6 protein-coding genes are annotated in these 16,360 nt (G+C 73.5%); 5 read left to right on the top strand and 1 reads right to left on the bottom strand.

Translation table 11 applies throughout. The features are described from left to right. Window positions 1-27 precede the first annotated feature (27 nt). The 5 genes from ACFXG1_RS07060 to ACFXG1_RS07040 all read left to right on the top strand — a co-directional run bounded on the left by ACFXG1_RS07060 (window position 28) and on the right by ACFXG1_RS07040 (window position 15,397). Complete coding sequence (locus tag ACFXG1_RS07060) at window positions 28-6,540, top strand: type I polyketide synthase (protein ID WP_384741519.1); 6,513 nt, start codon at window positions 28-30, stop codon at window positions 6,538-6,540. 82 nt (window positions 6,541-6,622) lie between these two features. Further along, on the top strand, window positions 6,623-9,697 hold the full coding sequence (locus ACFXG1_RS07055) for a type I polyketide synthase (RefSeq protein ID WP_384741517.1): 3,075 nt from the start codon (window positions 6,623-6,625) through the stop codon (window positions 9,695-9,697). A 150-nt stretch (window positions 9,698-9,847) separates the two neighbouring features. Further along, the gene (locus ACFXG1_RS07050) at window positions 9,848-13,177 is read left to right on the top strand and encodes an AMP-binding protein (RefSeq protein ID WP_384741515.1); all 3,330 of its coding nucleotides are present in this window, start codon (window positions 9,848-9,850) and stop codon (window positions 13,175-13,177) included. Window positions 13,178-13,253: 76 nt separating this feature from the next. Beyond that, window positions 13,254-14,624 carry a lysine N(6)-hydroxylase/L-ornithine N(5)-oxygenase family protein gene (locus tag ACFXG1_RS07045; protein ID WP_384741477.1) on the top strand — a complete coding sequence of 457 codons (1,371 nt, stop codon included), beginning with the start codon at window positions 13,254-13,256 and terminating at the stop codon, window positions 14,622-14,624. Continuing rightward, window positions 14,621-15,397 (top strand): thioesterase II family protein, encoded by a 777-nt coding sequence (locus ACFXG1_RS07040; RefSeq protein ID WP_384741476.1) that lies wholly within the window; start codon window positions 14,621-14,623, stop codon window positions 15,395-15,397. The genes ACFXG1_RS07045 and ACFXG1_RS07040 overlap by 4 nt, the downstream gene beginning before the upstream one ends. A 110-nt stretch (window positions 15,398-15,507) precedes the next feature. On the opposite strand, the gene ACFXG1_RS07035 is transcribed toward ACFXG1_RS07040, so the two are convergent. After that, the gene (locus tag ACFXG1_RS07035; RefSeq protein ID WP_384741474.1) at window positions 15,508-16,152 is read right to left on the bottom strand and encodes an FMN-binding negative transcriptional regulator; all 645 of its coding nucleotides are present in this window, start codon (window positions 16,150-16,152) and stop codon (window positions 15,508-15,510) included. Window positions 16,153-16,360: the final 208 nt, after the last annotated feature.

Here is a 16,360-nt window from a genome sequence, read left to right as displayed (position 1 = left end):
GAATCCAAGGATGCCGTCGTCGAGGCGTTGCGGGCCTCCCTCAAGGAGGCGGAACGACTTCGGCGCCTCAACGCTGAGCTGACCGCCGCGTCCCGTGAACCGATCGCCGTCACCGGTATGAGCTGCCGCTTCCCCGGCGGGGTGCGCTCCCCGGAGGATCTGTGGAACCTCCTCGTCGACGAGCGGGACGCCGTCTCCGGCTTCCCGGAGAACCGGGGCTGGGACCTGGACGCTCTCTACGCGCCGGAGCCGGGCGTCCACGGGACGTCGTATGTGCGCGAGGGCGGCTTCCTCTACGACGCGGACGAGTTCGACCCGGGGTTCCACGAGATCAGCCCGCGGGAGGCGATGGCCGTCGAACCACAGCAGCGGCTGCTGCTGGAGGCGTCGTGGGAGGCGATCGAGCGGGCGGGCATCGACCCGACATCCCTGCGCGGCAGCCGTACCGGGGTCTTCATGGGGATCGCGCGCCAGGAGTACGGGCCGCCCATGCACCGGTCGCCGGAAGCCCTTGAGGGCTATCTGATGACCGGCACGGCGACCGCGGTGGCCTCGGGCCGGATCGCGTACACCGGAGGCTTCGAAGGGCCGGCCGTCACCGTCGACACGGCGTGCTCGTCGTCGCTGGTCGCCCTGCATCTGGCGGTCCGGGCGCTCCGCAACGGGGAGTGCACGGCCGCCCTGGCGGGCGGCGTGACGGTGATGACGACACCCGGTGTCTTCACCGAGTTCAGCCGCCAGCGGGGCCTGGCGCCCGACGGCCGCTGCAAGCCGTTCTCGGCCGCCGCCGACGGCACGGCCTGGGGCGAGGGTGTCGGCGTACTGATGCTGGAGCGGCTCTCCGACGCCCGCCGCGACGGGCACCCCGTACTCGCCGTCATCCGCGGCTCCGCCGTCAACCAGGACGGCGCCAGCAACGGACTGACCGCCCCCAACGGGCCCTCCCAGCAGCGCGTCATCCGGCAGGCACTGGCGGACGCCGGGATCCGGCCCGACGAGGTCGACGCCGTCGAGGCACACGGCACGGGCACCCCGCTGGGCGACCCGATCGAGGCCCAGGCGCTCATCGCCGCCTACGGCAGGGACCGGCCCGCGGACCGGCCCCTCCGGGTGGGGTCGGTGAAATCCAATATCGGCCACCCGCAGTGCGCGGCGGGTGTCGCGGGAACCATCAAGATGGTGCTGGCCATGCGTCACGGCACCCTGCCGAGAACCCTGCACCTGGACCGGCCGACACCCCATGTCGACTGGTCGGCGGGGACGGTGGAACTGCTGGCTGAGACCCGGCCGTGGCCCGCGACCGGCGGTCGGCCGCGGCGGGCCGGAGTGTCCGCGTTCGGCGTCAGCGGCACCAACGCCCATCTGATCCTCGAACAGGCACCGGACGAGGAGCCGGTACGGGACACCGCGGGCCCCCCTCCGCCCGGCACCCGCCGCCCCGTCCCCTGGCTGGTATCGGCACGGTCCGCGGACGCCCTGCGGTCACAGGCGGAGCGGCTGTACGCCTTCGCCGCCGCCGAACCCGCCGCCGACCCGGCCGCCGACCCCGCCCCCGAACCCACCGACATCGGCTGGTCGCTGGCGGCGGGCCGGGCCCGGCTCGAACACCGAGCCGTGGTGATCGGAGCCGACCGGGACACCCTGCTGAACGGCCTGGCGGCGCTGCGCGACGGCACGGAATCCACCGGGCTGGTACGCGGCGTCACCGGGAAGCCCGGCGAGACCGCCTTCATGTTCCCGGGGCAGGGTTCGCGATGGGTGGGCGCGGCACCGGAGCTGTACGACGCCTTCCCCGCCTTCGCCCGAAGCGTCGACGAGATCTGCGACCACTTCGACAACGTCCTCCCCTTCGCCCTGAAACCCCTGCTGCTCGGCACCGCGCCCGGCGCCGGCGGGCCCGGGGCCACCGGACGTACCGACATCGACCAGGCCGCGCTCTTCGCCCTCCAGATCAGCCTCTACCGGCTGATCACCCGGTACTGCCCACCGCCCGGCCTGCTGATCGGCCACTCCGTCGGCGAGATCGCCGCCGCCCAGCTCTCCGGAGCCCTGGACCTGGACTCCGCGACCAGACTGGTGGCCGCCCGCGGGCGGATCATGCGTACGGTCGCCGAACCCGGCTCCATGCTCGCGGTGCGTGCCCCGGAGGACGCCGTCGATGCCGTCATCGGCCCGTACGACCGGGTCGGCATCGCCGCCGTCAACGGCCCCGACTCGGTCGTGGTCTCCGGCGGCCGCGACCAGATCCGGGACCTCCGGGAACGGTTCGCCGCCGACGGCGTCCGGACCAGACCGCTCAAGGTCGACCACGCCTTCCACTCACCGCTGATGGACCCCGTCCTGGCCGAGTTCGCCGGAGCGGTCGGCGAACTACGCCCCACGGAACCGGATATACCGGTGATTCCGGTGATCTCCACCAGAACCGGCCGTACGGCCGACCCCGCCGAGCTGGCGTCCATGGAGCACTGGGTGCGACACATCCGCGAACCGGTCCGCTTCCACGCCGCGGTGGAATCCGCCCGGGCGGCCGGAGCGGGCGTCTTCCTCGACCTGGGCCCGGGCTCGACGCTCGCGAGCCTCACCAAGGAGGCGTTCGCCGCCGACGGCGTCACCGACGCCGTGGTCCTCGCGTCGTGGCGGCGCGACCGCGGGGCCGTGAAGTCCCTGATCGGCACCGCCGCCGAACTGGACGTCCGGGGCGCGGCCGTCGACTGGAAGGCCCTGATCGGAACCGGGCGGCGGGTGGATCTGCCGACGTACGCCTTCGAACGCCACCGGTACTGGCTGGACTCCGACGCGGGTACGGGAACGGCGGATGTCACCGCCGCAGGACTGTCCGCTCCAGGGCATCCGCTGCTGGGAGCCGTGGTCGACCACCCAGGCACCGGTGAGACCGTCCTCACCGGCCGGTGGTCGCTGCGGACCCACGAATGGCTCGCGGGACACAGCGTCTTCGGCGCGGTCGTCGTACCGGCGACCGCCTATCTGGAGCTGGCGCTGTCGGCGGCGGAGTCCGTCGGATGCTCCGCCGTCGGGGAACTCTCCCTGGAGGTGCCGCTGATCCTGCCCGCCACGGGCGACGTACAGATCCGGGTCGTCGTCGGAACGGCCGACGAGACGGGACGGCGCCCCCTCGACATGTACGCGCGGCCCGGCGACGACGGCCGTACGGGCGGCGGCCGGACGGCCGGCGGCTGGACCCGGCACGCGACGGGGAACCTGGCCCCCGGCACACCGCGAACCGCCGCCCCGTCCGAGGCCGGAAGCCCACCCGCCGGGGCGACCCGGCTCGATCTCGACGGCTTCTACGAAACCGCCGCGGCCGCGGGCTTCGACTACGGGCCCGGCTTCCGCGGCCTGCGGGAGGTCTGGCGGCACGGCGACGACCTCCATGTCCTGGCCGGGCTGCCGGACGACGACCGGCCCGGCGCCGCCGGATTCCTGCTGCCCCCGGCGCTGATCGACTCGGTGCTGCACGCGGTGGCGGCCGGCGGGATCGTCGGCATGGACGGCGACCGGGGCTGGATGCCCTTCGCATGGTCCGGCGTCCAACTGACAGGGGAGTGCGGCCCGACGGTACGGGCCCGGATCACCCCCGTCGGCGACGGCGCGGTCTCCCTCACGCTCACCGGTGAACAGGGCCGTGAGATCGCCCGGGTCGCGGCCCTGACATTCCGCCCCGCCGACGCCGGACAGCTGCGCCCCGCACCCGGAAGGACCGGACGGTCGCTGTTCGCGACGGCGTGGCGGCCGCTCCACCACGACGGGCGGCGCACCGACCCCGGACCGTGGAGCGTCATCGGCGCCGGGAACGGCCTGGCCGCCCGGCTGGCCGCGTCCGGCGGAGACCGGGTCACGCTCCACACGACACCGGACGGTCTCCTCACGGGCCCGGCACCCCGGTACGCCGCCCTCTGCGCCGACGACCTCCGTACCACCGGGCCCGGTCTGTTCGCCGAGGTCGGCGACGCCGCCGCCGTCCTGCTCGACCTCGTCCAACGGTTCCTCGCCGAGGAGCGGCTGGCCGGGACCACCCTGGTGGTCCTCACCCGGCTGGCACTCGACACCGGCCGCGGCGAAGACGCCGACAACCTGCCCGGAGCGTCCCTGTGGGGTCTGATCCGGTCCGCCGCCACCGAACACCCCGGCAGATTCCGGCTGGTGGACATCGACGACGAGAACAGCTCCCTCACCGGCTTCCCCGACGCCCTCACCGCCGACGCGGACCAACTGGCCCTGCGGCGCGGCGAATGCCTCGTCCCCCGGCTGACCCCGGCCGGCCCGGCCGGGCACCGGCTGCCCGACCCGCCCGACGGACCCCACCGGCTGGGCATCCCGCGCCGGGGAACCCTGGAGAATCTCACCTGGGTGCCCTGCCCGGCGGCGGCGGCACCCCTGACGAGCGGACAGGTACGCGTCGCCGTACAGGCCGCCGGGCTCAACTTCCGGGACGTCACCATCGCCCTGGGACTGGTGGCGAGAACGGCCTTCGACACCGGAATCGGCAGCGAGGGCTCCGGAACGGTACTGGAGGTCGCCGACGACGTCACCGGGCTCGCCCCCGGCGACCGGGTGATGGGCGCCTTCCCCGGCGCCTTCGGACCGGTCGCCGTCGCCGACCACCGCCTCCTCCTGCCCGTCCCCGGCGGCTGGAGCCATGCCGAGGCGGCATCCGTACCGAGCGCCTTCTTCACCGCCTACTACGCCCTCTTCCGGGTGGCGAGGCTGACGAAGGGAGACCGGATCCTGATCCACGCCGCGGCGGGCGGCGTCGGGATGGCCGCCGTCAAGCTCGCCAGGGACGCCGGTGCCGAGGTCTATGCCACCGCGAGCCCCGCCAAATGGCCCGCCCTGCGCGCCCTCGGCATCGACGACGCGCATCTGGCGTCCTCCCGGGATCTGGAGTTCGCCGGGAAGTTCCTGGCGGCCACGGAAGGCCGCGGCATGGACGTCGTACTGAACTCCCTCGCCCATGAGTTCGTCGACGCGTCCCTCACCCTGCTGCCCGGCGGCGGGGACTTCGCCGAGATGGGGAAGACGGATATCCGCGACCCCCGTGAGATCGCCGACCGGCACCCCGGGGTCCGCTACCGGGCCTTCGACGTCTACGAGGAAGGACCCGACGCGCTCCGCGGAATGCTCCGGGACGTCATGGAGCTGTTCGCCGAAGGGCGGCTGACACTCAACCCGGTCGCCGTCCGCGATATCCTCGACGCGCGTACCGCGTTCCGCGAGATGAGCCGCGGACAGCACATCGGCAAACTCGTCCTCGACGTCGGCGGGGGCTTCGGCGGCGGGACCGTCCTGGTCACCGGCGGTACCGGGGGAGTGGGATCCCTCCTGGCCCGCCATCTCGTCACCGGACACGGGGTGCGCAGCCTGATCCTGGCTAGCCGCCGGGGACCGGCGGCCGACGGGGCCGCCGCGCTCGTCACGGAGCTGGAGCGGGCGGGCGCCGCGGTCCGGGTCGTGGCCTGCGACGTCGCCGACCGGTCCGCCGTCGCCGACCTGCTCGCCGCGACGCCGCCCGGACATCCGCTGACGGCCGTCGTCCACGCGGCGGGCGAACTGGCCGACGCCACCGTCGCGTCGATGCCGCTGGAGAGCCTCGACCGCGCGCTGCGGGCCAAGGTCGGCGGGGCCGTTCATCTGCACGAACTCACCCGGGACCACCCCCTGTCGGCGTTCGTCCTGTGCTCCGCCCTCGCGGGCACCCTCGGCAACGGGGGACAGGCCAACTACGCCGCGGCCAACGCCTTCCTCGACGGCCTCGCCGCCCGGCGCCGGGCGACCGGCCTGGCCGGGACATCCCTCGTCTGGGGCTGGTGGGACCAGAGCCACGGCATGGCCGCCGACCTGGACCGGGCCGACCGGGCACGGATACGACGGCTGGGCTTCGCCGCGATGACGGCACCCGAGGCGCTCGCCCTCTTCGACACGGCGCACACCATCGGTGCCCCCGTACTCGTCCCGGCGCGCCTCGACCTCCCCGCGCTCCGGGCCAGGCCCCGCGACGAACTGCCGTCACCGCTGCTCGACCTGGCCGACGCGGGCCGGCCCCGCCGCGACCGTACGGCCCCGGCCCCGGACCCCCTCGGCCTGCCCGCGGGGTTCGCCGGCCTCCCGGCGGACGAGGCCGCGACGGCCGTACTGGACTGGGTCCGCGCCCAGGCCGCCGTGGTGCTCGGCCATCCGTCCGGTACCGCCGTCGACGCCGACCAGGCGTTCACCCAGCTCGGCTTCGACTCCCTGACCTCCGTCGAACTCTGCAACCGGCTGGCCGCGTCGACCGGACTGCGGCTGCCGTCCACCCTCGTCTTCAGCCACCCCACACCACGTGAACTGGGCGGACACCTCTGCGGGCTGCTCCTCCCCACCACGGACCCCGTTGCCGAATCCGCACCGGTGAAGCCGGCCGGGACCTCCGGGACCTCCGAAAGCACCGGGCCGGCGCCGGACCCCGGCCCCGCCGCCGAAGGACTCGCGGACCTCGGCCTCGACGCACTCCTCGACCTGGCCCTGGACGCGAAGGATGAGTGAGATGACGAACTCCGCGGATCGAACGGCGGACGGCGCCGCCGGTGTCGCCAGCGCCGAGGGCGGCGACCGGGTCGAGCGGGCGCTGCGCGCCCTGCTGGCGGAGCGCGACCGCCTCCGGCGGGAGAACGACGCCCTCAGAGCCCGCAGCGGGGAGCCGGTCGCCGTGGTCGCCATGGCCTGCCGCTACCCGGGCGGCGTGTCCTCGCCCGAAGAGCTGTGGGAGGTGATCCGCGACGGCCGGGACGTCGTGGCCGAGTTCCCCCGGGACCGCGGCTGGCCCGATGTGTACGACCCGGACCCCGACACCCCCGGCGGATCGTATGTACGGCACGGCGGATTCCTCACCGACATGACCGCCTTCGACGCGGAGTTCTTCGGGATCAGCCCGCGGGAGGCGCTGACGATCGACCCCCAGCAGCGATTGCTGCTGGAGACGTCGTGGGAGGCCGTCGAACGGGCCGGGATCGTCCCCGCCGAACTGCGCGGGGCCGACGTCGGTGTCTTCTCCGGCGTCAGCTCCCCCGAATACGGCATGCGTTTCCTCTCGGGCGGCCGGAGCGAGCTGGAAGGACATCTGTCGCTCGGCAGCTCCCTGAGCGTGGCGACCGGCCGGGTGGCGTACGCCCTGGGGCTCACGGGACCGGCCGTCACCGTCGACACGGCGTGCTCGTCGTCGCTGGTCGCCCTGCATCTGGCGGTACGGTCGCTGCGCGCGGGGGAGTGCTCACTGGCGCTCGCGGGCGGGGCGGCGGTGATGTCGACACCCGCCGCGTTCATCGAGTTCTCCCGGCAGCGCGGCCTCGCGGCCGACGGCCGCTGCAAGGCGTTCGCCGACGGCGCCGACGGCACCGGCTGGGCCGAGGGCGTCGGCGTACTGCTGCTGGAGCGGCTCTCCGACGCCCGCCGCAACGGGCACCCCGTACTCGCCGTCGTCCGCGGCTCCGCCGTCAACCAGGACGGCGCGAGCAACGGACTGACCGCCCCCAGCGGCCGCGCCCAGACCGACGTCATCCGCAAGGCGCTGGCCGACGCGGGAGTCCCCGCGTCGGGGGTCGATCTGGTCGAGGCCCACGGCACCGGAACCGTACTCGGAGACCCCATCGAGGCGGACGCCCTGTTCGAGGCCTACGGCCGGGACCGGGCCGGGAACGGACCCCTACGGCTGGGGTCCCTGAAGTCGAACATGGGCCATGCCCAGGCCGCCGCCGGGGTCGCCGGGGTGATGAAGGCCGTCCTGGCCGTCCGCCACGGATATCTGCCGAAGACCCTCCACGCCGACCGGCCCTCACGCCATGTGGACTGGTCGTCCGGCACGGTCGAACTGTTGACTGAAGGGCGGGAGTGGACCCGGGCGGACGGCCCGCGCAGGGCCGGGGTGTCGTCCTTCGGGTTCAGCGGCACCAACGCCCATGTGATCCTGGAGGAGGCGCCGCCGGATCCGGCGCCCGGGACCGGACCCGGCGGTCCGGCCCCGGCCGGACCGGTGCCGTGGGTGGTGTCGGGCCGGACCGCGAAGGCCCTGGCGGACCAGGCGGGCCGGGTCCGCGACTTCGCCGCCGCCGCACCGGACACCGCCCACGGCCTCGTCGCCGTCGGCAGATCACTGGTGGCCCACCGAACGGCCTTCGAACACCGCGCGGTCGTCCTCGGGACGGACCGGGACGCCCTGCTCGACGGGCTCGCGGCCCTGCGCGACGGCACGGAATCCCCCGGGGTGGTCCGTGGAACCACCGGAGAACTCGGCGGTGTGGTCTTCATGTTCCCCGGCCAGGGCGCGCAGTGGGTCGGAATGGGCCGCGGACTGTACGACACCTTCCCCGCCTTCGCCCACGCCTTCGACGCCTGCGCCGACGCCCTGTCCGAATGGGTCGACTGGTCCCCCCTCGACGTGCTGCGGGGCAAACCGGGAGCGCCGCCCGCCGACCGGGTCGACGTGGTGCAGCCGGTGCTGTTCGCCGTGATGGTCGCCACGGCCTGCCTCTGGCGTTCCTGGGGCGTGGAACCGGCCGCCGTGGTGGGGCACAGCCAGGGCGAGATCGCCGCCGCCCATGTCTGCGGAGCGCTGACGCTCCGTGACGCCGCCAAGACCGTGGCGCTCCGCAGCCGGGCCCTGACGGCCCTGACCGGACACGGCGGCATGGCGTCCGTCGCGGAGCCCGCGGACACCGTGGAGGGCCGGCTGGCCCAGTGGCACGGCCGACTGGGCATCGCCGTCGTCAACGGCCCCCAGTCGGTGGTGGTCTCCGGGGAGCCGGACGCGATCGACGAACTCGTCGAGAAGGTCAGGGCCGAGGGCGCCCAGGCCCGCCGGATCGCGGTGGACTACGCCTCCCATTCCCACCAGGTGACCCGGGTCCGCGACCGGATCGTCACATCGCTCGCCGATCTGCGGCCCACTACATCGGCCCTGCCGTTCTACTCCACCCTCCACGGGGAACCCGTCGACACGGCGCGACTCGACGGCACCTACTGGTACGACAACCTGCGGGAACAGGTCCGCTTCGAGACCGCCGTCCGGCGGCTCGCCGACGACGGATACCGGGTCTTCGTCGAGATGGGCCCGCACCCCCTGCTGACCGTCCCGGTCCAGGAGATCGTCGAGGAGCTGGACGACGCGGTGGTCCTCTCGTCGGCCCGCCGCGACCGCGACGAGGCCGAGGCCGTACTGGGCTCCCTGGCCGCGCTGTACGTCCGGGGTGCCGCCGTGGACTGGACGGCCCTCATCGGCACGGGACCCCGGGTCGATCTGCCCACCTACGCCTTCCAGCGGCGGCGTTACTGGCTGGACTCCCCCTCCCCCCACCCGGCGGCCACCGCCGAACCTGCCCCGGCCCCGCCACCCGAGGACGACGAACCCCCCGTACCGCTGCCGGAGCGGATCGCCGCCCTCCCCGGGGACGAGGCGGAGACCTTCGTACTCGGACACGTCCTCGAAAAAGTCGCCCTGGTACTCGGCCACACATCGGCCGGGGCCGTCGACCCCGACCAGGAGTACAAGGACCTCGGCTTCGACTCACTGCTCTCGGTCGAGCTGAGCAGACGCCTGACGGCGACGACCGGGCTCCGGCTCCGGGGGAACCTGGTGCTGCGCCACCCCACACCCCGGCTGACCGCCCGTCATATCGTCGCCGCGACGACCGGGCGCCCACCCGGATAGCGCCCCGCACCGGCGGGTTCGACGTCCCCGGCGGCCCCGGCGGGCCCGGCGGCCGTCCCGCCGGCGGGACACCGCGGAGACCTCCGCGACCCGTCCCGCACCCCGTCCCGTACCCCGTTCCCGATTCTCTTGACCGGCTGGTCCACCGCCGTGAAGGTGGAGGCGATCTTCGGATTCCTCCGGTTCCCGGCATCTTTCGTTGAGGGGTTGATCCGTTTGTTTTCGTTCGGCGCGTCGCCCGCGCACCAAGCGATGTGGCTGGCGCAGAAAATGTCCCCCGACACCCCGAACCACGCGATGATCATGTGGGACGTGGCCGGCGAACTCGATCAGGCGGCCATGTCGTCCGCGTTCCGGTACGTACTGGACGAGGCGGAGGTCCTCCGGATCACCTTCGCCGACGGGGACGGCGGACTGCGGTTGATCCCCCGGGAACTCGGCGACTGGCACCCCTTCTCCCTCGACCTCGGTGCCGAACCCGACCCCGAACAGGCGGCGCGCGAGCACCTCGCCGAACTGCTCCGGCAGCCGTTCGACCTGGAGCGGGATCTGCTGTTCCGGCTGGGCGTGGTCACCCTCGCGCCGACCCGCTCCCTCGTGGTGATCGCGTACCACCACCTCATATCGGACGGCTACGGGGCGGGCGGCCTGCTGTCGCGGCGCATCGCCGAGGTGTACACGGCCCTGGTCCGGGGCGCGGAGATACCGGAACCGCCGCATCCGTGGGACGCCGAGTCCTTCGCGGCCGCGGCCGCCCGCTACCGGGACTCGCCGAAGTCGGCGGAGGACACGGAGTTCTGGCGCGACTACCTGAAGGACGCGCCCGGGCCCGCCCGGGTACCCCGGATCGCCCTGGACGAGCGGACCGCCGCCGCCCTCGCCGAACCGGCGGGCTACGCCGACCGCTGGTCGGAGCTGGCCGACGCCATCGGCATGGTGAGCCGTACACTCACCGTCCCGCGCGCCGAGGCCGACAGCTGGGCCGAGGCCGCCGAGTCCATGGGCGTCTGGCTGTCGTCGCTGCTCACCTCGGCGACGGCGGTCTTCCTCCGGCACCGCTGCGACCGCCCGTCGTTCCTGCTCTCCCTGGCCGTGGGCAACCGCGTCGGAGCCGCCGCCCGGACCCCCGGCCTCGCCGTCAACGTCGTACCGGTACGTGCCACCGTCCCCCTCGGCGCCACCTTCGCCGAGATCACCGACGCCCTGGGCGACGAGACCTACGACCTCTACGACCACACCGGCTGCCACTACTCCGACATCCAGCGCGCGAGCGGAACCGTGCTGAGCGACCGCGGCCCCTTCGGCACCGTCGTCAACGTCGTCGACTTCGCGGAGCGGCTCGACTTCGCCGACAGCCCGGCGCGCTATCTGGGCGCGACCACCGGCACCTTCGACGAACTCTCCGTCAGCGTCTCCACCGACCGCGGCGCCGGCGGCGATCTCCACCTCAGGCTCGACGCCCCCGCCGGTCTCTACTCCCGGGCCGAGCTGCGCTTCATCGGTACCGAACTGATCGCGCACATCCGGGCCGCGGTGGCCGCGGGTCCTGACACACCGGTCGGCGCCCTCAACACCGGCATTGGCGCCAGCGTCGGCACCGAACGCGACCGCGAACCGACGCCGCCCGGCACCACCGGGACACCCCTGCCCGGGCTTACGGTCCCCGAACTCTTCGCCCGCAGTGCGGCACACGCCCCCGACGCCGTGGCCCTGGTCGCCGGGGACGCCACGATCTCCTACCGGGAACTGGACGAACGGTCCGGCCGGCTGGCCGCCGCCCTGCGCCGCCGTGACATCGGACCCGAGACCGTCGTGGCCGTGGCGCTGCCCCGGTCGGCGGAGCTGGCCGTCGCCCTGCTGGCGGTCGCCAGGGCGGGCGGCGCCTATCTGCCGGTCGACCCGGCGCTCCCGGCCGAACCGGCCGTCTCGACAGCCGCGGAGTGCGGGGTGCGCGCCCTGCTCACCGACACGGCGACCGCCGGTGCCCTGCCCGGCTTCGGGGACGTACCCGTGATCCTGACCGATGCCCCCGGCCAGGGGCCGGACGACACCCCCGGCCAGGACACGGGCGGCGAGGACGGCGGCGCGCCGGAGACACCGGTCCCGCCGCGTCCGGACGGACTGCTGGCCGTGATGTACGGCTCAGGACCCGCGGGCGCGGCCACCGGAGTCGCTATCACCCACCGCAACATGGAACGGCTCGTCCTCGACCACCACTGGCGGGAGGGCGCCAGGGGAGCCGTACTGTGGCACACCCCGCCGACGTCCGACGCGCTCCCCCTCGAACTGTGGGTGCCCCTGCTCAACGGCGGCCGCGTGATCGTGGCGCCCCCCGGGGAACCCGACGCCGACACCCTGGACGCGCTGCGCGTGGGCGACCCCGGATGCGCGGTCGTCCTGCCCCCGGCCCTGTTCTCGGCGGTCGCAGCCGACCGCCCCGGCCGCCTGGCCGGCTTCCGCGAGGTGTGGAGCTGCGGCGACCCGGTCTCCGCCGCCGCGATCCACCGGATCCGGACGGCCTGCCCCGGACTGACGATCGTCACCGGCCACGGCTCGGCGGAGACGACCGTGACCGCGGCCTGCCACCGGCCCGCCGCCGGTGAACCCGCCACCCGGGCGGTCGCGGCGGGACGGGCGGTGGACCATACCGCCCTCCATGTCCTGGGACCGGGGCTGGCCCCGGTCCCCCCGGGGGTGACCGGGGAGCTGTACGCCACCGGACCCGGCGTCGCCCGCGGCTACCCCGGACGGCCGGGGCGGACCGCGGAACGGTTCGTCCCCTGCCCGTTCGGCCCGGCGGGCGGACTGATGTACCGCACCGGCGACCGGGCGCGCCGGACCGCCGACGGCCGTCTGGAGTATCTGGGCCGGGCCGGTGACCCGACGGAGATCCGCGGCACCCTCGTCGAACCCGCCGACGCGGAGGCCGTGCTCGCGGCGCACCCCGGGGTGGCCCGGGCCGTCGTGACCGCGGGCGACGACGGTACGGGGCAGCGGCGGCTGGTGGCCCATGTGGTCCCCGCCGACCCCGCCGCCGCCCCCACGGACGGCGAGCTCCGCCCGTACGCCAAGGGACTGCTGCCCGAACCCCTGGTGCCCGCGGTCTTCCTGGTACTGCCACACCTCCCGGTGACGCCCGCGGGCCGGATCGACCGGGCGGCGCTGCCGGAGCCCGCCACCGCCGACGACGGATACCGGGCCCCCCGCGACGCCACCGAACGGGCCCTGGCCGAGGCGTTCGCGGAGGTGCTGGAGCTCGACCGGGTCGGTATCGACGACGACTTCTTCGACCTCGGCGGCAACTCGCTGCGGGCGATCAGGCTGACCGGTCTGATCCGGGCGGAGCTCGACCAGGAGGTGTCCATCCGCACGCTCTTCGTGGCCCGTACCGTCACCGGCCTCGCCGAGATGTGGCAGGACCTCGCCCGGTCCAGCAGACCCGCCCTTCGCCGCAGGACGAAGGGCGGCGAAGTCCTCTGAGCGTCCACCACCACGACCACCGGCCGACGGCGCGGACGACGCGCCGTACCGACCACGCCAGCGGGGAGAAACTGCCATGAGTGATCGTGCACACGAGATCTACGACGTGGTCGGCATCGGATTCGGGCCGTCCAATCTGTCGCTCGCCATCGCCCTGGAGGAGCACCGGGCCGGCGATCCCGGGAACGGGATCAGCGCCCTCTTTCTGGAGCGCCAGCGGTCCTTCGGCTGGCACCGCAATATGCTGCTGCCGTCGGCGACCATGCAGATCTCCTTCCTCAAGGATCTGGCCACCTTCCGCAATCCGACGTCGAGCTTCAGCTTCGTCGCCTACCTCCACGAGGCGGGCCGCCTCCCGCAGTTCGTCAACAACCAGGACTTCTTCCCCACCCGCCAGGAGTTCCACCAGTATCTGGAGTGGGCCCAGGCCCGGGTGGCCGACCGGGTCGAGTACGGCACGGAGGTGACATCCGTCCGGCTGCCCACGGGCGCGGCCCCCGAAAGCGCCGACCGGCTGCGCCTGGAGGTGGCCGACTCCACCGGCCGGACCGGCCGGGTGATCGAGGCCAGGAACGTGGTGATCTCGACCGGTCTCGTCCCGAGCATGCCCGACGGCGTCGAACGGGACGAACGGGTCTGGCACAGCTCCGAGTTCCTGGACAGGTACCGCGGGACCGACCCCGCGGAGCTGCGCCGGGTGGCCGTCGTCGGCGCGGGCCAGAGCGCCGCCGAGATCACCAGATTCCTCTACGACGAGCTGCCGCACGCCCAGGTGTGGTCCGTCATCCCCTCGTACGGCTATGTCGCCGCCGACGACACCCCCTTCGCCAACCAGATCTTCGACCCCGGGGCCGTCGACGACTACTACTTCGGCTCCGAGCAGACCCGGGGCGCCTTCTGGCGGTACCACCGCAACACCAACTACTCGGTCGTCGACGACGAGGTGATCCGGGACCTGTACCGCAGGGCGTACGACGAGGACGTCCGCGGCGAGAACCGGCTGCGGTTCCTCAATCTGACCCGGGTCACCGGGGTCAAGCGGGCCGGTGCCGAGACCCGGGTCACCCTCCAGGCGGGCCCCGAGGGCGAGATCCGCGAACTCGACTTCGACGCGCTGGTCTGCGCGACCGGCTATGCCGCGATGGAGCCCACGGGTCTCCTCGGCGATCTCGACCGGCACTGTCTGCGCGACGAATCCGGCCGGTACCAGGTGGCGCGGGACTACCGGATCGCCACCGCGTCGGCCATGCGGTGCGGTCTCTACCTCCAGGGCGGCACCGAGCACACCCACGGTCTGACCTCGTCGCTGCTCTCCAACATCGCGGTACGCAGCGGTGAGATCGCCGACTCCATCGCCGCCCGGCGGGCGGGCCGGGAGCCCGGCGAGGCGGTACCCGCAGGGGCCGCGGGCGCGGCTCCCGGCCGTGGAAAGGGTGCCTCCCGGTGAGGAGTCCACGGGCGGAGCGGTGGATACGCCCCTACCGTGACGGCGACGGGTGTACGACAGCCCTGGTCTGCTTCCCGCACGCGGGCGGCTGGGCGAGCGCCTACCGGGGCTGGCCCGCGGGGCTGCCGTCGGACATCGCCGTCCGGGCGGTCCGGTACCCGGGCCGGGAGGACCGGCTCGGAGATCCGTTCCCGACCGGTCTGGAGGCCCTCGCGGACGATATCGCCGAGGCGCTCGCCGGACCCGCCCCGGACCGGCTGGTGCTCTTCGGCCACAGCATGGGGGCCTCGGTGGCGCACGAGGTGGCGCTGCGGCTCCGGGAACGGGGACGGCCGCCGGCCGCCCTGTGCGTCTCCGGCCGGCGCCCGCCGCACCGCCTCGCCGGTCAGCGGCTGTTCTCCGGCCCGGACGACCGGATCATCGCGGATATCGTGCGCTCCGACGAGAGCCGTGCCGTGGTCTTCGCCGACCCCGATATGCGGGATCTGGTGCTGCCCGCCGTCCGGGCGGACTACCGGCTGGTGGACGACTACGTCGGTGGCCCCCGCCCCCGGCTGGACTGCCCGGTCTACGGCTATCTCGGCGACAGCGACCCCGAGGTGACCCCGGAACAGATGGCCGACTGGGCCGATCTGACCAACGGCGGCTTCCGGCTGACGATGCTGCGCGGGGGGCATCTGTACCTCCGGGACGAGGAGGCCGCGCTGCTGACGGAGATCGGGGCGGTGGTGGCGGGGCTGACCTGCCGTACCGGGGCCGCCCCCCGACCCTGACCCCGCCCCGGGGGGCCCGCCCCTGCCACCCGGGGCCCGGCGGCCGCCCGGCCGCCCGCCGGGCCCGGACCGACCGCCTTCCGGGCCACGGCCGCGCCGGGGACGGACCGTTACGGCAGCCGGTCCATCAACTCCGCCGTCTGGGCGTGCCGGGTACAGCCGCGCCCGGCGAACGACCGCACCACCCGCTCGCGTACCTCGGGGCGCTGTTCCTGACTGAGCTTGAACATTCCCTCGGCCTTGGTGACCCTGACACGGAATGCCCCCACGGCGGACACTATCCGGCGGAAGTAATCGATCGATCTGCTCATGTCCCAGCTGTCGCCGAAGTCCTGCTCGAATGCCCTGACCGTCGCTCGCACCACATCCAGGGTCTCCTCCGACGACTCGATTCTCTCCACCACTCCATGGACGTGTACCGAGGTGAAGTTCCAGGTCGGAGCGGCCGGGTTGATGTCGTAAACAGTGGGCGACACATAGGCGTTCGGGCCGGTGAACGACAGGAGGACGGCCGTACCGTTCTCCAATGCCGCCCAGTGCGGATTGGCGCGGTTCAGATGAGCCAGCAGCGGAAGCCCGGCCAGATCCGATTCGGGCTCCCCCGCCCATCCGGGATCGGTGATGACCGGAAGATGGGTGGCGAAAGGACCATCGGCGGGCGTTCCATTGCTCGCCATCAGGGCCAGAGGATTCCGGCGCATCAAATCGACCATCCAGGAGACGTCCGGTGCCCGGTAATGACTGGGTACGAACATACGGCACTCACCTTTCATGGGGTGAGAGGAATGGTGACACGACGGGGCCGGTGGGTAAGCCCCGATGGCGATGCGGTGCGGGAAACCGACAACACCGCTGATATGTCCTGCCGGCGGGACAATAATGGAAAGGGCTTTGTGCCGGGGCGGACGGCCCTGCCGCCGCCCGGTGCGGTGCCGTCGCGCGGCGGGAACCCGGGTGCCGTGG

Source organism: Streptomyces sp. NPDC059248, from assembly GCF_042753905.1.
Classification (GTDB): Bacteria; Actinomycetota; Actinomycetes; order Streptomycetales; family Streptomycetaceae; genus Streptomyces.
This window is presented reverse-complemented; position numbering and strand designations above follow the sequence as displayed.

What these genes read in the sequence shown, in the direction of transcription:
- ACFXG1_RS07045 (WP_384741477.1), top strand. Translation starts at nt 13,254, where the DNA reads ATGAGTGATCGTGCACACGAGATCTACGACGTGGTCGGCATCGGATTC.
- ACFXG1_RS07035 (WP_384741474.1), bottom strand. Translation starts at nt 16,152, where the DNA reads ATGTTCGTACCCAGTCATTACCGGGCACCGGACGTCTCCTGGATGGTC.